Consider the following 17,251-nt stretch of genomic DNA (forward strand, 5'->3'; position numbering starts at 1 on the left):
GTTTCTAGTATGTCTACTCTAGAAGACGCCGTTAGTCTTGAGTGAGCAGTCAGATCAAGGGGTAATCCATGGAAACACTGTCACGCAGGTCTGCCGAGCGCCCGGAGCGGCCCCGGATCGGGCTGGCACTCGGGGGCGGCGGCCCACTGGGCGGAATCTATGAAATCGGCGCGCTGCGGGCCCTGGATGAGGCGCTGGATGGCGTCGACTTCAATGACCTCTATGTCTACGTCGGTGTCAGTGCCGGCTCTTTCGTTGCAGCCAATCTCGCCAACCAGATGACCACGGCACAGCTGTGCCGGATCTTTGTGAAGAACGAGGCCGATGTGCACCCCTTCCACCCGGAGGTGTTCTACCGGCCGGCGTTCCGCGAGTACGTGCGTCGGGCGCTGGCGGTTCCGGGGCTGCTGCGCGAGGCGTTCGGGCGTTTCGCCAGTAACCCCTACGACCAGAGCCTGCTGGATGCGCTCACGGTGCTGGCCCAGGTGGCGCCGGCGGGGCTGTTCGACAACACCGGGCTGCATGAGTACCTGCGCCGTGCCTTCAGCATGCTGGGGCGGACCAACGATTTCCGGCAGCTGCGCCACAGGCTCTACATCATTGCGGCCGACCTGGAGAGCAGTGAGGCGGTGCGACTGGGAGCCCCCGGGTTTGATCATGTGCCCATCTCCCGGGCTGTGCAGGCCAGCATTGCCTCGCCGGGGATCTATATGCCGGTGGAGATCGACGGCCGCTTCTACGTTGACGGTACCCTGCGCAAGGGGCTGCATGCTTCGGTCGCCCTGGAGGATGGGGCCGATCTCGTGCTCGCCATCAACCCGCTGGTGCCCATCGACGCCAGTGCCGCGGTGCGTGCGGGCACCATGAACGCGGGCGCACTTACGGATTCCGGTATGCCCAACATCCTGGGGCAGACCTTCCGGACCATGGTGTATTCGCGCATGGAGGCGGGCATTGCGCAGTATGCGGACCAGTACCCGGACTCGGACATTGTCCTGTTCCAGCCGGAGCGTGATGACGCCAAGCTGTTCTTCTCGAACGTGTTCAGCTTCCAGTCCCGGCGTATGGTCTGTGAGCACGCCTATCAGATGACCCGGCGCGACCTGCTGCGCCGTGCCGATGAGCTGGAGAGCCAGCTGGCGCCCCATGGTATTACCCTCAATCGGGATATCCTGGCGGATGAGCAGCGCACCATCAGCACCAGTCTCTACGGGGAAATGCTGCCGGTGTTTGTGGCTCAGGAAGGCAAGCGCCGGAGCCGCTTCGGCTCCGGCGTGGAGCAGGTGTCGGGGCTGATCAACAGCGCCCGACAGATGCTCTGAGGCTCACAGGATGTAGCGGCTGAGGTCCTCGTCCTCGGCCAGCTCGCCGAGCTGCTGCTCCACGTAATCCGCCGTGACCTCGAAGGCCTCGCTGATCTGGTCACCGGCATCGAATGAGATGTCGTCCAGAAGCTTTTCCATGACCGTGTGCAGACGCCGGGCACCGATGTTCTCGGTGCTCTCGTTGACCTTCCAGGCAATCTCCGCAATGCGGTCGATGGCCTCGTCCGTGAAGGTCAGGTTGACGCCTTCCGCGCTCATCAGCGCTTCATACTGGGCCACCAGTGATGCCCGTGGCTCGGTCAGGATCCGTTTGAAGTCGCCCGGAGTCAGGGCCTTGAGCTCCACGCGGATGGGGAGACGGCCCTGGAGCTCGGGGATCAGGTCCGAGGGCTTGGTCAGGTGGAAAGCGCCGGAGGCGATGAACAGGATGTGATCCGTGTGCACCATGCCGTACTTGGTGCTGACGGTGCTGCCCTCGATCAGCGGCAGCAGGTCGCGCTGCACGCCCTCGCGGGAGACGTCCGAGGAGCCCTGTGAATCGCTCTTCTTGGCGACCTTGTCCAGCTCATCCAGGAAGACGATGCCATTCTGTTCGACCACCTGGATGGCGCGCTGCTTGATTTCCTCCTCGTTGACCAGCCGCGCGGCTTCTTCCTCGCGCACCTGCTCGAAGGCGTCCGCCACGCGCATGCGCCGGGTCTTGCTCTTGTCGTTGCCCATGCTGGAGAACAGCGACTGGAGCTGGCTGGTCATCTCTTCCATGCCCGGCGGGGTCATGATTTCCACGCCGCCGCTGTTGGCGCTGACCTCAATGTCGATCTCCTTGTCGTCCAGCTCGCCCTCGCGCAGTTTCTTGCGGAACATCTGACGGGTGGCGGAGCTGTTATCCGCTTTCTCGTCCTCTTCCTGATCGCGCGGTGGCCGCAGCAGGGCGTCGAGGATGCGGTCCTCGGCGGCGTCCAGGGCGCGGTCCTGGACCCGGGCCATTTCCTTCTCGCGCAGCAGCGAGACGGCGTTCTCGGTCAGGTCGCGGATGATGGATTCAACGTCGCGCCCCACGTAGCCCACCTCGGTGAACTTGGTGGCCTCCACCTTGATGAAGGGCGCTTCCGCCAGCTTGGCGAGCCGGCGCGCGATCTCGGTCTTACCCACGCCCGTGGGGCCGATCATGAGGATGTTCTTGGGGGTGATCTCGTCCTGGATGTCGGTCTCTGCCTGCATGCGCCGCCAGCGGTTGCGCAGGGCAATGGCGACGGAGCGCTTGGCCTCGTCCTGGCCGACGATGTGGCGGTTGAGTTCGTCAACAATCTCCCGGGGGGTCATGCCTGCCATGAATACTCCTGTCAGTCGCTGGGTTCGATGACTTCCAGCGCGCGGTTATGGTTGGTATAGACGCAGATATCGGCGGCGATATCGAGGCCTTTCTCGGTAATCTCGCGCGCCGTCAGCTGGGTGTTCTCGAGCATGGCCCTGGCGGCTGCCTGGGCGTAGGGGCCGCCGGAGCCCATGGCGATCAGGCTTTCCTCGGGCTCGACCACGTCGCCGTTACCGGTGATGATCAGCGAGGTTTCCGCGTCCGCCACCGCCAGCATGGCCTCGAGCCGCCTCAGGGCCCGGTCCGTGCGCCAGTCCTTGGCCAGTTCCACGGCGGCGCGCGTGAGGTTGCCCTGGTATTTCTCCAGCTGCGCCTCGAAACGCTCGAACAGGGTGAAGGCGTCGGCCGTGCCGCCGGCGAAGCCGGCGAGCACACGGTCGTTGTACAGCCGCCGTACTTTGCGGGCGTTGCCTTTCATGACGGTGTCGCCGAGGGAAACCTGGCCGTCGCCGCCCATGGCGACCTCGCCGTCACGGCGTACTGAAAGAATGGTTGTCATGCGTACTCCCGTGGTTGCCGGGTTTGGGGTTTATCCGGAAGTGGGGGCTTGGGAACTGTATTTCAAGGTGTGCCGGCAGGGCGTCAGCCCTCGCCTTCGGCCTCGCGCCGGCGCACCATCGGCTGGATGTTGATCTCGACAAGGCGGTCCACGGCCTGGTTCATGCGGCTGCGGGAGTCGAAGGGCCCGACCATGACGCGGAACCAGACGCCGCCATCATTCACGCTGACTTCGGCGATACGGGCCCTGAGGCCCTGGAAGCCGACCTGGGCGCGCTGGCGTTCGGCGTCTTCCCGGCTCTGGAAGGACCCAGCCTGCAATATGTACTCCAGGTTCCGGTCGCTTTCGGACTCGTCCGGACGGTAGGCCTCGATATCCGGCGTGGCGACCTCGGACTCCGGCAGCATTTCATAGAACTGGAAGTCGGGGGTTTCGCCGCTGCTTTCCTGTTCGGGCGGCTTTTCCGGAGCGGTGGATGTCTCCGGCTGCCTGTCACCGCCGTCGGGTTCCAGCGAGTCCAGATAGACAAGGAATCCCACGAACCCGGAAAGCAGCGCCACTGGGATCAGCCAGCGCAGGGAGGTTGAGTCCTTCTTCTTGGCCATGATCGCGTCCCTTACATGGATTCCGGCGCGTTGACACCAAGCAGTTCGAGGCCGTTGGCCAGGACCTGCTGCACCGCAAGCGACAGGGCAACCCGCGCCTGGCGGAGCGGGTCATCGTCCACCAGTACCTTGTGGGCGTTGTAGTAGCTGTGGAACTGGCCGGCCAGGTCCCTCAGGTAATGGGTGAGCTGGTGGGGCTCCAGCGCTTCCGCCGCCTTTCCCAGAATCTCCGGGTAACGGGCCATCATGGCGGCGATATCCTTCTCTTCCTCGAGTTCGAGGTGTTCCAGGATGGCCGGTTCCAGGCTGACGCTGCTGTCCAGGCCCTGAGCACGCATTTTTTCGAGCACACTGCAGACCCGGGCATGAGCGTACTGGATATAGTAGACGGGGTTATCCTTACTCTCGGATTTGGCCAGCTCCAGGTCAAAGTCCATGTGCTGTTCGGCCTTGCGCGTGACGTAGAAGAAACGCGCTGCATCCTTGCCCACCTCATCGCGCAGCTCGCGCAGGGTGACGAAGGAGCCGCTGCGGGTGGACATGGAAAGCCGCTCACTGCCCCGGTAGAGAATGGCGAACTGCACCAGCTGGATGTCGAGCCTGCCGGGATCCACGCCCAGGGCCTCGATGGCGCCGCGCACCCGGGCCATGTAGCCATGGTGGTCTGCCCCCCAGACGTTGATGACCTTGTCGAAGCCACGCTCGAACTTGTTCAGGTGGTAGGCGATGTCCGAGGCGAAGTAGGTGGTTTCGCCATTATCGCGGCGCACGACGCGGTCCTTATCGTCACCGAAAGTGGTGGCGCGGAACCAGGTGGCGCCGTTTTCCTGGTACAGGTGACCGTTGCGCTCGAGCCGCTGCAGCGCGTCCTCGATGTCCGGGCGCAGGCTGCGCTCGGAGAACCATTCGTCGAAATGGATGCCGAAACCGGCCAGGTCTTCCTTGATATCCGTGAGGATGGCGTTGAGTGCGAGGTCAAAGACCCGGGCGAAGGCCTCTTCGCCGATGAGTTCCCGGGCGCGCTGCACCAGGCCATCAATGTGGGCTTCCTTGTCGCCGCCCTCGGGCTCGTCCGCCGGGATGCCGCTGAAGACGGTGGCGGCAGGGTGCTGGAGGCTGTCACCTGCATCCTCGCGCAGCTGGCGGGCGATGGGCAGGACATAGTCGCCGCGGTAGCCGTTGGCGGGGAAGGTGAAGGACTCACCACCCTGTTCCAGATAGCGCAGCCAGACACTGAGCGCCAGGATGCTCATCTGGCGGCCAGCGTCGTTGACGTAGTACTCGCGGTGGACACTGTAGCCGACGGCTTCGAGCAGATCCGAGACACTGGCCCCGTAGGCGGCACCGCGGCCATGGCCCACGTGCAGCGGGCCGGTGGGGTTGGCGGAAACGAATTCGACCTGCACGGACTTGCCCTGGCCCAGATCCTGACGGCCGTATTCACGCCCCTGTTCCCGGATGGTGCGCAGAATGTCGAACTGGCTGGCGTGGCTGACGAAGAGGTTGATGAAGCCGGGGCCGGCGATCTCCACCTTCCGGATGGCATCGTCCCCGGGCAGTGCCGCGACGATCCTCTCCGCCAGGTCCCTTGGTTTCATGCCCGCCGGCTTGGCCGCCTTGAGGGCGATGTTGCTGGCGAAGTCACCATGGTTGCGGTCACGCGCCGGCTCCACCTCGACAGTGGGTGCGGCTTCGGCTGGGATGACCCCCTCGGTGGTCAGGGTTTCAACGGCTTTCTGGAGAAGTTCGGCGATGCGGTCTTTCATTGGGAACAGTGGCCTGGTGTGCTTTTGGGGTTTCCGTGTCTGGCTCGCGAGCAGGGGCGTCCGGTCGCGGATGACGATGCGCCATTATCGGGGAATCGGGAACCAGACTCAATCCAGGCTCTGCGGGTCCACGTCCACCGCCCAGCGCACGCCGCCGGCGGGCCGGTTCTGTTCCAGGTAGCGGCAGAGCTGGTTGGTCAGGCGGTGCAGGGCCGGACGGTCCTGGCTCTGGAACAGGATCTGGGCCCGGTGTCGGTTGGCCTTGCGGGCGATGATCGCCGGGAAGGGGCCGAGCACGGAAACCGGCGCCGGGCTGGCTTCGGCACGGCGGGCGAGATCGTCCAGCAGGGCCAGGCTGTCCGCCATGGTCGGGGCTTCCGCCCGCAGTGCGGTCATGAAGCTGGCCGGCGGCAGGCCTGCTTCCTCCCGTTCCTGAAGAAGGGTGTCCGCGACGCTGGGGTAGTCCCCGGTGCAGAGCTGGGTAAGCAGCGGGTGGCCCGACTGGCAGGTCTGGATGAGCACCCGGCCGCCACGTTCACCGCGTCCGGCACGCCCCGAGACCTGGATGACCAGCTGGGCAAGGTGTTCGGGGCCCCGGAAGTCGCTGCTGAACAGGCCGCCGTCCGCATCCAGGATGCCCGCCAGGGTCACGCCGGGAAAGTCATGGCCCTTGGCCAGCATCTGGGTACCCACGAGAATGCAGGGCTCGCCCCTGCGGACTGGCGCCAGGAGTTCGTCCAGCCGTCCACGACGCCGGGTGCTGTCGCGATCGATACGGATGACGGGGGTTTCCGGGAAGCGTTCCGCAAGCACGGATTCCGTCTTCTCCGTTCCCTGGCCGACTGCGTTCAACCCTTCCTTGCCGCATTCCGGACAGGTTCGGGGCACAGCCTGCTGGTGCCCGCAGTGATGACAGCGCAGGCAGTTGTCGTAGCGGTGGTAGGTGAGCCGGGCATCGCAGTGCGGGCATTCAATGGGAGCTCCGCACTCGAAGCACATCACGACGGGGGAGAATCCCCGGCGGTTGATGAACAGCAGCGCCTGGTCGCCGGCTTCCAGGGTCTGGTCGATGGCTTCCAGTAGCGGAGGTGAGAGCCCACCGCTGAGCGGGCGGCTGCGTACATCCACCAGGTCGGTGCGGGGGAGGGTGGCATTGCCGGCGCGGCGTTCCAGGCGGTGCAGATGATAGCGCTGCTTTCGCGCGTTGTGCCAGGACTCCAGCGAGGGCGTGGCCGAGCCCAGAATGACCGGGCATCCGCTCTGCCAGGCCCGGTAGATGGCCAGATCCCGGGCGGAGTAGCGGAAGCCTTCCATCTGCTTGTAGGAGCCGTCGTGTTCCTCGTCGACCACGATCGTGACCAGGTTGGCATAGGGCAGAAGAACGGCCGAGCGGGTGCCGATCAGGATCAGCGGCTCGCCCTCCCGCACCCGTGTCCAGGTGGACAGGCGCTCGGTGGCGTTGAGCGCCGAGTGCCAGACGGCGATACGGGCGCCGAAATGGGTCTCGAACCGGGCGAGTGTCTGCGGAGTCAGGCTGATCTCGGGCACCAGGACCAGCACCTGGGCCCGGTCCGGATCCCGCGCGGCGGCGATGCGTTGCTTGATGAACTCAATGTAGAGTTCGGTCTTGCCACTGCCGGTGATACCAAAGACCAGGTGGCTGGCAAAGCCCTCCCCGGGCGCGTTCAGGTTGTCCAGTACCGTGGCCTGATCCCTGTTGAGTTCGATGGAGGGGGCGTCCGGCCAGGTGCAGGCATCCTCGCTGGCAGTGCGTTCCGTGGCGAGGCCCCGTTTCTCGAGATTCTTCAGTACTTCCCGGGTGAAGCCGGCCGCCTTGATGGAGGTCAGCGGCTGGCCGGGGTGCTGGTTGAGCCATACCAGCAGTTCACGCTGGCGCCGGGCCTGTGTTGGCAGGTTCGAGATATCCGCATCAGTGGCCAGCCAGACGGTGGGTCTGGGCAGGCTGGCCGGCGCCCCCCGGCGGAGGGCCGGGGGAAGTGCCGCAAACACGCACTCTCCCGGCGGGTGCTGGTAGTATCGGGCTGCCCAGAGCAGAAGTTCGCGGGCGTCATCCGGCAGTACCGGCCAGTCTTCCAGGGGTGTCTCTACCGGTTTGAGCGTCATGTCCGGTGGATCCGGTGGATCCAGCTCCATGACCAGGCCCAGTGTACGCTGCTTTCCCAGTGGCACGCGCACGCGCTGCCCAGGGGTCAGCGTCATGCCCTCGGGAATACGGTAGTCGAACAGCTGACGGACCGCACGGGGGAGGGCGATGCGTGCCAATGTCGCCAACGGGGTCTCCTTGCGCTGGGTGCTGAATCTGCTATGATGCGCCGCTTACACAGTGGCCGAGGTGCCGGCCGAGAGTCTGCACCGGAATCCCAAATGTTTCAAATGCGGTGCCCGGCGGATGGCCCGGGTGGCGGCATTGCCTGCTAGAGAGGTCAACCATGAATCACGATATCCAGCCTGAATACAAGGAAATGAAGGCGACGTGCAGCTGCGGCAACGTCATTCACACCCGTTCCACTGTGGGCAAGGACATCCATGTTGATGTCTGCTCCGCCTGCCACCCCTTCTATACCGGCAAGCAGAAGGTCATGGATACTGGTGGCCGTATCGACAAGTTCAACCGTCGTTTCCGCGGCAAGATCGGTGGCGGCAACAGCTGACTCGACAGGACTTCTCTCCATCCAGAAACGGAAGATTGGCAATGTCTGAAGATATGAAGCAAGCAGCGCTCGATTACCACGCCAAGCCGCGCCCCGGCAAAATAAGCGTGGAAATCACCAAGCCGACCCAGACCTCGCGGGATCTGTCCCTGGCGTACAGCCCGGGCGTGGCGGAGCCGGTGCGCGAGATTGCGAAGGATCACGAGAACGCCTACCTCTACACCACCAAAGGCAACCTGGTGGCCGTCATCTCCGATGGCAGTGCCATTCTTGGCCTGGGCAACCTCGGCGCGCTGCCGAGCAAGCCGGTTATGGAAGGTAAAGGGGTGCTGTTCAAGCGGTTCGCCGGCATTGATGTGTTCGACATCGAGGTGAACTCCGAAAGCCCGCAGGCGTTCATCGAAACGGTGGCGCGTATTGCGGATACTTTCGGTGGTATCAACCTTGAGGACATCAAGGCGCCGGAATGCTTCGAAATTGAGCGCGCGCTGATTGACCAGTGTAACGTGCCGATCTTCCACGACGACCAGCACGGTACGGCCATTGTGACCGCCGCCGGCATGCTCAATGCGCTGGAGCTCCAGGGCAAGACGCTGGAAGAGGCGCGCATTGTCTGCATGGGCGCCGGCGCGGCGGCCGTTGCCTGCATGAAGATCCTGATCAGCTGTGGGGCCCGCCCCGAGAACATCATGCTGCTCGACAGCAAGGGTGTGGTGCACTCCGGCCGTGAGGATCTCAATCAGTACAAAGCCATGTTTGCGGTTGAGACTGATCGCCGTACACCGGCGGACGCCCTGGAAGGGGCCGACGTATTCGTTGGTCTCTCGGGACCGGACCTGCTGACGCCTGAGATGCTCAAGTCCATGGCGCCGAACCCGATCGTGTTCGCCTGTTCCAACCCGGATCCGGAGATCAAGCCGGAGCTGGCGCTGGAGACCCGTGATGACATCATCATGGCGACAGGTCGTTCCGATTACCCGAACCAGGTGAACAACGTTCTGGGTTTCCCATTCATCTTCCGTGGCGCACTGGACGTTCGTGCCAGTGAGATCAATGAGGAGATGAAGGTCGCGGCAGTCCACGCCATCCGCGAGCTGGCCAAGGAATCCGTTCCGTCCAGTATCGCCCAGGCTTATGGTGTGGGCGGATTCCAGTTCGGCAGGGAGTACATCATTCCCAAGCCCATGGATCCGCGTCTGCTGGAGTTTGTTCCGGCAGCAGTGGCTAAGGCTGCGGTGGACAGCGGCGTGGCCGGCAAGAAGTATCCGGATCATTACCCGCTCAAGTCCATGGAAGACATCATCTGAACCCTGACGCCTGTTCAGGGCAAGGATGAAAAAAGCCCCGGTCAGTCATGGCCGGGGCTTTTTTGTGGTTAGTTGTCGCCGCTGCCTCAGAACAGCTGCTGTGCCGGTGTGGATTCTCCGTTCTCCCCGCGTCCGTTCTCATCACGGCTTCCCGAATCACCGGGGGATACCGGCTCCGGGGCATAGCGCGATCGGAAGATCTCGAACCTGGCATCGGGGTTGTCCGTGCTGGCGCTCTCGCCGGTATCAGGGTCAATGCGGCGTGAGACGATGCCGGCAGGGCGTTCCATGAGCTTCTCGGGCATCCCCTGGAGTGCGACCTCCATATAGTCTTTCCATATGGGCAGCGCTGTCACGCTGCCGAACTCGCGCCGGCCCAGGGAGCGGGGCTGATCAAAGCCCACCCAGGTGCCGGTTGCTATGCCCGTGTTGAAGCCCATAAACCAGGTGTCGAGCTGGTTGTTGGTTGTCCCCGTTTTGCCCGCCAGATCCTCTCGCCCGAGCGAGCGCGCAGCACGCCCGGTGCCTCTCTCGATCACATCACGCATCATGGACTGGAGGATGTAGATCGCCTCTTCATCGGCGACCCGCTCCATGGTGTGGACGGGGCGGACCGGATCCGTATCCCTGTTGCTCCCGCTATTCCTGTCGAGATCGGGGAGCGTCGCATCCAGAACCTCCGGATCCTTGCTGCAGTCGTTACACTGGTGCGTTTCCGGCGCTTCGCGGAGCACTTTGCCCTCTGGACCCACGATGCGCTCAACAACCCAGGGTGTTACCTCGTAACCGCCGTTGGCGATCATGGCATAGGCGCGCGTCATCTCCATGGGGGTCATGGCCCCGCTTCCCAGGGCCAGCGACAGGTCACTCGGGAGCCGGCTGGTGTCCAGTCCCAGGCTGTCGATGTAGTTCAGTGTGCGCTGGATACCGGTCTGTCGCAGCAGTCGGATGGCGACCAGGTTGCGGCTCTGGTACAGCGCCTGGCGCAGGGTAGTCGGGCCCCGGAACTGGCCGCCGGCGTTCTGCGGGCGCCAGGCGGTCTCCAGGTCCTCGTCATCAAAGACGATGGGGGCGTCGTTGATGGTGGTGGCGGCTGTCGAGCCGTGCTCCAGGGCCGCAAGGAAGATCAGGGGCTTGAAGGCGGAGCCGGGCTGCCGGTAGGCCTGTGTGGCCCGGTTGTAGGAGCTCATGCTGAAGCTGTAGCCGCCGCTCAGCGCCTCAATACGACCGTCATCAGGTGACATGGAGACAATGGCGCCCTGGATTTCGGGAATCTGCATCAGTTCGGCTGTCAGCGTATCCTGCTCACTCTCGGGGCGCAGGACATCCTGAACGGGAATCCGCACATAGACGACATCCCCAACGGATACCACATCCTGGGGTGACTCCGGTTCCGGCCCGGTGCGGTTCTCATTGATGTACTCCCGGGCCCAGCGCATGTGGCGCATCGGGATGGTGACGCTGTCATGCAGGGCTGTCACGGCAGTGGCGGCGTTGTCGTTCAACCCCACGATGGCGGCGGGGACGAGATCGTTTACCCGGGGCAGGTCCTCCAGGCGCTTGCTCAGTGCGTCACGGTCATTGAGCATTTCCGGCGCCCACTGGTCGACCGGGCCGCGATAGCCGTGTCGGCGATCATAGGCTTCCAGGCCCTGGCGGAGTGCGCGCGTGGCGGCCTGCTGCCTTGCGCTGTGCACGCTGGTGTGGATCTCATAGCCTTCACTGTAGATCTGTTGGCCAAACTGGCGCAGGGCTTCCCGACGGGCCATTTCGGCCACATAGGGCGCGTTCAGTGCGAGTTCAGGGCCATGGTAGCGTGCGCTGACACCTTTGCTGGTTGCCTTGCGGTATTCATCGTCACTGATGTAGCCCAGTGAGGCCATGCGCGAGAGGATCCAGTCCCGCCGCTCAAGGGCCCGCTCCGGGTCGGCCAGCGGGTTCGCGGTGGACGGCGCCTTGGGCAGCCCTGCAATCATGGCCATCTGGGCGAGGTTGAGGTCGGTGATGGGTTTGCCATAGTAGACCTGTGCTGCGGCCTCAATGCCGTAGGAGCGGTTGCCGAGGTAGATCTTGTTAACGTAGAGCTCAAGAATCTCGTCCTTGGAAAGCTCGCGTTCGATCTGCAGGGCCAGAAGGATCTCGTTGAACTTGCGGAGAAACGTTTGATCTCGTGACAGAAAGAAATTTTTTGCAACCTGCATGGTGATGGTGCTGCCCCCGGACTGGATGGAGCCGGTTATGGCAAGCTCCCAGGTGGCGCGGATAAGTCCCCGCAGATCAACACCATGGTGCTCGTGGAAGCGGCTGTCCTCGGCGGCCAGGAATGCCTGGATCTGGTGCCCAGGTACAGCTTCCAGATCCCGTGGCGTTCTTCTCATTTCGCCGAATTCGGCTATCAGTTTGCTGTCACGTGTATACACTTTCAGAGGCGTCTGAAAGTTCACGTCCCGCAGCTGGTCCACGGACGGCAGGCCAGGCTGGAGGTACAGGTAGAAGGCGGCCAGTACCATGGCGGCACCGGCGCCACCGGCAAGAAAAAGCCAACTGAGGATACGGATGTAACGGAGTGTGCGGGACATTTTCTCTGACAATTTTGGACTATGCGTCTATCATTTCATAAATTGCTTCAGGAGGCACCGGAAGCCGTAAGGGGTCTGCAAGGATATCCCGAAAGCAGAATCCCTGAAACAGGCAACCGTTGCGATCCATACAGAATACTGGGGTGAGCACGTGTTCGGACTGCTTGGAAAGAAAGCGAACAGCATGCTCGGGGTCGATATCAGCTCAAGCTCCGTCAAGCTGCTGGAACTGTCAAAACAGGGTGATCGATACCGCGTTGAGAGCTACGCGGTTGAGCCCCTGCCACCGAATTCGGTGGTCGAGAAGAGCATCAACGATGTGGAAGCGGTGGGCGATGTGGTCCGCAAGGTGGTGGGCAGAGCGCGCACCGGCCTGAAGCACGCGGCCGTGGCCGTTTCCGGATCCGCGGTGATCACCAAGACCATCCAGATGCCGGCGGGACTCAACGACTTCGAGATGGAGGACGAGATCGCCAACGAGGCGGATCAGTACATCCCCTATCCACTGGACGAGGTGGCCATTGATTTCGAGGTCCAGGGGCCGTCCGAGGTCAATCCGGACCAGGTCGATGTGCTTCTGGCCGCCTGCCGTAAGGAGAACGTCGATGTGCGCGAGGAGGCCCTTCAGATCGGTGGCCTGAGCACGAAGGTCGTGGACGTTGAGGCCTATGCGCTCGAGCGCGCCTTCGGCATGCTCGAGTCCCAGCTCGAGCGTGACGCCGAGGAGCAGGTGGTGGCGCTGGTGGACATCGGTGCCACGATGATGACGCTGAGCGTGCTGGTGGATGGCGAGACCATCTACACCCGGGAACAGCTCTTTGGCGGTAAGCAGCTGACCGAGGAGATCCAGCGGCGTTACGGGCTCAGCCAGGAAGAGGCCGGTCTGGCCAAGAAACAGGGGGGGCTTCCGGACGATTACGAGAGTGAAGTGCTCGAACCCTTCAAGGAAGCGGTGGTCCAGCAGGTGGCCCGGGCCCTGCAGTTCTTCTTCGGGTCGAGCCAGTACAATACCGTTGACTATGTTCTGCTCGCGGGCGGCACCGCATCCATAGCGGGGCTGTCCGAGCAGGTGGAAGAAAAGACCGGAACCGCTACGCTGGTGGCAAATCCCTTCGCCGACATGGCGGTGGGATCCAAGGTGCATGCCGCGGGGTTGAGTAATGATGCCCCCTCCTTGATGATCGCCTGCGGCCTGGCGATGAGGAGTTTTGACTGATGGCCCGTATCAACCTCAGACCCTGGCGTGAAGAACTCCGCGCCGAGAAACAACGCCAGTTCCTGGTCATGCTCGCCGGTGCCCTGATTGTCGGCGCCGGCCTGGTATTCCTGTGGCAGAGCCATGTGCAGGGCCTGATCGATCATCAGGAATCCCGTAACAGCTACATTGAGAATGCCATGAAGGACCTTGAGGAGCAGATCGCCGAGATCGAGGACCTCAAGGAACGCCGCGAGGAGCTGCTGTCGCGTATGCAGGTGATCCAGGATCTCCAGGGGCAGCGCCCTGTGATCGTGCGTGCCTTCGATGAGATGGTTCAGACGCTTCCTGACGGTCTGTTCTACACTCAGCTGGAGAAAAGTGGCGATCAGGTCTCCATCGTCGGGATGGCCGAGTCCAACAGCCGGATATCGAGCCTGATGCGCAACTTCGAGCGTTCGGACTGGTTTGCCGAGCCCAACCTGACGAATGTCTCCGCCGCGGATGACCAGCGGTCCGGTTACAGCCGGTTCAACCTGAGCGTTCAGCAGGTGGTGCCGGATGAAGACGAAGCGGAATCGGAGCAGGAACAGTGAACTGGCAGGATACGTTCGACAACATAAAGAATTTTGATGTCAGCGAGCTGGACTTCAACAATGCCGGCATCTGGCCGATGCCGGTCAAGGTTGTGTTCCTGCTCCTGGTATTCGGTCTCGTTCTCGGCGGCGGCTACTGGTTCTTCGTAAAGGACCTGTACACCGAGGTGGAGCGCGCCGCAGAGCAGGAGCAGGAGCTGCGCCAGGAATACGAGCGCAAGGCCTATCGCGTGGCGAACCTGGATCGCTACCGCCAACAGATGGTGGAAATGGAGGAGACCTTCGGCGCCCTGGTGCGTCAGCTTCCCAGCGATACCGAAGTGCCCGGGCTTCTGGAGGACATCACGAACACCGCACTGGGCAGTGGCCTGGATCTGCAGGAGTTCGCCCTTCAGGACGAGGTTGAGCAGGACTTCTATGTGGAGCTGCCGATCAACATCCGGGTGCGGGGTACCTATCACGAACTGGCAACATTCGTGAGCAGCGTCGCCGGACTTCCGCGGATCGTGACCCTGCATGACTTCTCGATCAGCCGCTCTGACGGCAATGACGAGCTGCGCATGCAGATGGTGGCCAAGACGTACCGGTACCGGGCAGGAGGCGAACAATGAGAGTAACCGCAGTCGCCCGATACCTGGTGATCGCGGGCCTGAGTCTGGTGCTCGTGGCCTGCTCGCGGGATCAGGGCTATCAGGACCTGGACGAATTCATGAAAAAAGCCCGTAACGAACCCCAGGGGAAAGTAGAGCCCCTGCCGGAGTTCAAGGCTTACGAGGCGTTCACCTATGCAGCCTCCGATCGCCGCTCACCTTTTGAGCCGCCGGCTGAAGTGGTGCTGTCGGATCAGGAGGATGAAGAGGATGAGCCGGAATCCGAGATCAAGCCGAATGAGAATCGGCCGACTGAGCCGCTGGAGCGCTTCGAAATGAGTGATCTGGCAATGGTGGGCTCCCTGCAGCGGTCCGAGGAAGGGCGGCTCTACGCCCTGGTCCAGGATCCCGAAGGGGGCATACACAGGGTCACAGTGGGTGACTATATGGGGCAGAACCATGGACGCGTGCAGCGGGTAACCGAAACGCGCATCCAGCTGCGGGAAATTGTCGGTGACGGCAGCGGCGGTTGGGTCAAGCGGCCCCGGACCCTGTCGCTGGAACAAGAGTGAGCCGGGGTGCTGTCATGCAGATCACAACACGGAATCAGAAAAACCGCCTGAGGCACGCAATGCTGAAACAAATCGAGAAACTGCTGGTGATTGGTGCACTGGCGCTCACGTCCGCGGGAGCCGGGGCCCTGACACTGGAGAATGTGGACTTTTCCTCGCTGTCAGGCGATCGAACCGAGATCGTCCTGGGCTTTGATGGGGAACCGCCGGAAGCCTCTGGCTACACCATCCAGGATCCGGCACGTATCACGCTGGATCTTGATGGTGTCAGCAGCGACCTCGAGCAGCGCTATCACGATCTTGGTGATGGCAATGCACAGAGCATGACGGTTGTTGAGGCGGAAGATCGTACCCGGCTGGTACTCAACCTCACACGCCTGGTGCCCCATGAGGTGCAGCGTGATGGCAGCCGTATGGTTGTGACTGTGGGTGCGGATGCAAACCGGAGGGCCGGGACATCCAATGATTCAGACGGTGACGACGCTGGCGACAGTGAGGTCTCGGGCAGCGGCACCCAGGCGGTGGCTGGGGCCCCCATGGCGCCAGCATCGGATGCCTCGCTGGAAGGCGTGGACTTCAATCGCACCTCGGACGACAAGGGCGAGGTGGTACTGGATCTGTCCAGTTCGAGGGTCTCCGTGGACATGGATGAGCAGGCGGGCAAGATCCGGCTTGATCTCGGGCAGGTGGCTCTGCCGGAGCGTCTGCGCCGCCGTCTCGATGTGACCGATTTCGGAACGCCCGTGGAGCGTATTGATACCTTCACCGAGGATGGGCGCACGCTGGTGGAGGTGACCGCTTCCGGCACCTATGACTATGCGGCCTACCAGACGGATGACCGCTTCACTCTCAGCGTGGAGAAGTTGACCGAGCAGGAGGCGGAGCAGCGCCAGGAAGAGCGCTTCCCCTACGATGGCGAGAAGCTCTCGCTGAACTTCCAGGACATCGAGGTCCGCTCCGTGCTGCAGCTGATCGCCGACTTCACCGGCCTCAACCTGGTGGCGTCGGACACGGTTACGGGCTCGATCACGCTGCGGCTTGAGAACGTGCCGTGGGACCAGGCGCTGGATATCATTCTCCAGACGAAAGGGCTCGATAAGCGTCGGATGGGGAACGTCCTGCTGGTCGCCCCAGCCCAGGAGATCGCGGAGTATGAGCGCCAGGAGCTGGAAACCGAGCGCCAGATGGAGGAGCTCCGGCCTGTGCGCCTTGAGACCATCCAGGTGAACTATGCCAAGGCTGGCGACATCGTCTCCCTGCTGCGCGAGGACGACGAACTGATCTCGGATCGCGGGTTCATCTCCTCCGATGACCGGACCAACACCATCAGTGTGCGTGAGACAGCGCCCACGCTGAAAGAGATTCGCGATCTGGTTGAGACCTGGGATCGCCCGGTGCGTCAGGTGCTGATTGAGGCACGGATTGTTCAAGCCGATGTTGATGTCTCCAGTGACATGGGGATCGCCTGGGGTGTGAGTGGCAACGAGGGCAATTTCTCGCTCGGCGGAAGCAGTGAATCTCTGGCCAATGCGGAGCCAAGCAATGACTTTGAGGCTAGCAATTTCCCGGCGGACATGAACGTCGATCTTGGTGTGAGCGGTACCGGCGCCAGTTCGGCGGCGATAGGCTTTACCAGCAGTGATTTTCTGTTGGATCTGGAACTGTCTGCTCTGGAGTCTGACGGTCAGCTCGAGATTGTATCCCAGCCCAAGGTGGTAACTGCGGATCGGCAGGAAGCGAGCATCAAATCCGGTGAGGAGATTCCCTATCAGGAGGCGACATCCTCTGGCGCGACGAACGTCTCCTTCAAGGAAGCCGCACTGGGACTCAATGTGACGCCTCAGATCACACCGGATGACAACATCATTATGGATCTGGAGGTGAATCAGGACTCCCGTGGGCAGGTTACCGCAGGGGTTCCAAGCATCAACACCAGATCCGTCCAGACACAGGTTCTGGTGGGAGATGGTGAGACCGTAGTGCTTGGGGGAATCTATGAGTCCGAGGTTTCGAAGAATGTTGTGAAAACACCATTTCTTGGAGATATCCCTTACCTGGGTGCATTGTTCCGGCAGACCAGCGAGGTGGATACCCGAACTGAGCTGTTGATCTTTGTGACACCGCGGATCATGGAAAGCAATGTGCTCGACTGACCGCCGGAACACCACCG

The 17,251-nt window shown here is 62.6% G+C and carries 14 protein-coding genes; 8 read left to right on the forward strand and 6 right to left on the reverse strand.

Translation table 11 applies throughout. The features are described from left to right. Window positions 1–68 precede the first annotated feature (68 nt). Complete coding sequence (locus GLW01_RS12760; RefSeq protein WP_151440407.1) at window positions 69–1,322, forward strand: patatin-like phospholipase family protein; 1,254 nt, start codon at window positions 69–71, stop codon at window positions 1,320–1,322. 3 nt (window positions 1,323–1,325) lie between these two features. Here GLW01_RS12760 and hslU read toward each other — a convergent pair whose 3' ends face one another. The 5 genes from hslU to GLW01_RS12785 all read right to left on the reverse strand — a co-directional run bounded on the left by hslU (window position 1,326) and on the right by GLW01_RS12785 (window position 7,862). After that, the gene (gene hslU, locus GLW01_RS12765; protein ID WP_151440406.1) at window positions 1,326–2,657 is read right to left on the reverse strand and encodes an ATP-dependent protease ATPase subunit HslU; all 1,332 of its coding nucleotides are present in this window, start codon (window positions 2,655–2,657) and stop codon (window positions 1,326–1,328) included. An 11-nt stretch (window positions 2,658–2,668) separates the two neighbouring features. Continuing rightward, a complete protein-coding gene (gene hslV / locus GLW01_RS12770) occupies window positions 2,669–3,199 on the reverse strand; it encodes an ATP-dependent protease subunit HslV (RefSeq protein WP_160899281.1) in 531 nt (176 codons plus the stop codon). An 83-nt stretch (window positions 3,200–3,282) separates the two neighbouring features. Continuing rightward, a complete protein-coding gene (locus GLW01_RS12775; protein WP_202405717.1) occupies window positions 3,283–3,804 on the reverse strand; it encodes an SPOR domain-containing protein in 522 nt (173 codons plus the stop codon). Between the two features lie 11 nt (window positions 3,805–3,815). Next, window positions 3,816–5,570, reverse strand: a complete 1,755-nt coding sequence (argS, locus tag GLW01_RS12780; RefSeq protein WP_151440404.1) for an arginine--tRNA ligase — start codon at window positions 5,568–5,570, stop codon at window positions 3,816–3,818. A gap of 108 nt (window positions 5,571–5,678) precedes the next feature. Beyond that, entirely contained in the window at window positions 5,679–7,862 is a 2,184-nt protein-coding gene (locus GLW01_RS12785; protein WP_160899282.1) for a primosomal protein N', read from the reverse strand. Between the two features lie 158 nt (window positions 7,863–8,020). Between GLW01_RS12785 and rpmE the strand changes: the two genes are divergently transcribed. Further along, complete coding sequence (rpmE, locus tag GLW01_RS12790) at window positions 8,021–8,242, forward strand: 50S ribosomal protein L31 (RefSeq protein ID WP_077529212.1); 222 nt, start codon at window positions 8,021–8,023, stop codon at window positions 8,240–8,242. Between the two features lie 41 nt (window positions 8,243–8,283). Next, complete coding sequence (locus GLW01_RS12795; protein ID WP_151440402.1) at window positions 8,284–9,549, forward strand: malic enzyme-like NAD(P)-binding protein; 1,266 nt, start codon at window positions 8,284–8,286, stop codon at window positions 9,547–9,549. A gap of 86 nt (window positions 9,550–9,635) precedes the next feature. Here the strand turns inward: GLW01_RS12795 and GLW01_RS12800 are convergent, their stop codons facing one another. Beyond that, complete coding sequence (locus tag GLW01_RS12800; protein ID WP_202405718.1) at window positions 9,636–12,128, reverse strand: penicillin-binding protein 1A; 2,493 nt, start codon at window positions 12,126–12,128, stop codon at window positions 9,636–9,638. A 151-nt stretch (window positions 12,129–12,279) separates the two neighbouring features. On the opposite strand from GLW01_RS12800, the gene GLW01_RS12805 reads away from it, so the two are divergent. From GLW01_RS12805 to pilQ, 5 genes are read left to right on the forward strand one after another with little or no spacing between them, the layout of a single operon-like run. Beyond that, complete coding sequence (locus tag GLW01_RS12805; protein ID WP_151440400.1) at window positions 12,280–13,344, forward strand: pilus assembly protein PilM; 1,065 nt, start codon at window positions 12,280–12,282, stop codon at window positions 13,342–13,344. Then, on the forward strand, window positions 13,344–13,919 hold the full coding sequence (locus GLW01_RS12810) for a PilN domain-containing protein (RefSeq protein WP_151440399.1): 576 nt from the start codon (window positions 13,344–13,346) through the stop codon (window positions 13,917–13,919). The genes GLW01_RS12805 and GLW01_RS12810 overlap by 1 nt, the downstream gene beginning before the upstream one ends. Continuing rightward, window positions 13,916–14,530 carry a type 4a pilus biogenesis protein PilO gene (locus tag GLW01_RS12815; protein ID WP_151440398.1) on the forward strand — a complete coding sequence of 205 codons (615 nt, stop codon included), beginning with the start codon at window positions 13,916–13,918 and terminating at the stop codon, window positions 14,528–14,530. Before GLW01_RS12810 ends, GLW01_RS12815 begins: the two co-directional genes overlap by 4 nt. Next, on the forward strand, window positions 14,527–15,081 hold the full coding sequence (locus GLW01_RS12820) for a pilus assembly protein PilP (protein ID WP_151440397.1): 555 nt from the start codon (window positions 14,527–14,529) through the stop codon (window positions 15,079–15,081). The genes GLW01_RS12815 and GLW01_RS12820 overlap by 4 nt, the downstream gene beginning before the upstream one ends. Before the next feature lie 59 nt (window positions 15,082–15,140). Beyond that, on the forward strand, window positions 15,141–17,234 hold the full coding sequence (pilQ, locus tag GLW01_RS12825) for a type IV pilus secretin PilQ family protein (RefSeq protein WP_160899283.1): 2,094 nt from the start codon (window positions 15,141–15,143) through the stop codon (window positions 17,232–17,234). Window positions 17,235–17,251: the final 17 nt, after the last annotated feature.

This window comes from Vreelandella halophila (assembly GCF_009856365.1).
In the GTDB taxonomy this organism is placed as follows: Bacteria; Pseudomonadota; Gammaproteobacteria; order Pseudomonadales; family Oleiphilaceae; genus Halospina; species Halospina utahensis_B.

Excerpts from the sequence above, each read along its gene's own strand:
- pilQ (WP_160899283.1), top strand. The coding sequence starts at position 15,141 with ATGCTGAAACAAATCGAGAAACTGCTGGTGATTGGTGCACTGGCGCTC.
- rpmE (WP_077529212.1), top strand. The coding sequence starts at position 8,021 with ATGAATCACGATATCCAGCCTGAATACAAGGAAATGAAGGCGACGTGC.
- hslV (WP_160899281.1), bottom strand. The coding sequence starts at position 3,199 with ATGACAACCATTCTTTCAGTACGCCGTGACGGCGAGGTCGCCATGGGC.
- argS (WP_151440404.1), bottom strand. The coding sequence starts at position 5,570 with ATGAAAGACCGCATCGCCGAACTTCTCCAGAAAGCCGTTGAAACCCTG.
- GLW01_RS12760 (WP_151440407.1), top strand. The coding sequence starts at position 69 with ATGGAAACACTGTCACGCAGGTCTGCCGAGCGCCCGGAGCGGCCCCGG.
- GLW01_RS12795 (WP_151440402.1), top strand. The coding sequence starts at position 8,284 with ATGTCTGAAGATATGAAGCAAGCAGCGCTCGATTACCACGCCAAGCCG.
- GLW01_RS12800 (WP_202405718.1), bottom strand. The coding sequence starts at position 12,128 with ATGTCCCGCACACTCCGTTACATCCGTATCCTCAGTTGGCTTTTTCTT.
- GLW01_RS12810 (WP_151440399.1), top strand. The coding sequence starts at position 13,344 with ATGGCCCGTATCAACCTCAGACCCTGGCGTGAAGAACTCCGCGCCGAG.
- GLW01_RS12775 (WP_202405717.1), bottom strand. The coding sequence starts at position 3,804 with ATGGCCAAGAAGAAGGACTCAACCTCCCTGCGCTGGCTGATCCCAGTG.
- hslU (WP_151440406.1), bottom strand. The coding sequence starts at position 2,657 with ATGGCAGGCATGACCCCCCGGGAGATTGTTGACGAACTCAACCGCCAC.
- GLW01_RS12820 (WP_151440397.1), top strand. The coding sequence starts at position 14,527 with ATGAGAGTAACCGCAGTCGCCCGATACCTGGTGATCGCGGGCCTGAGT.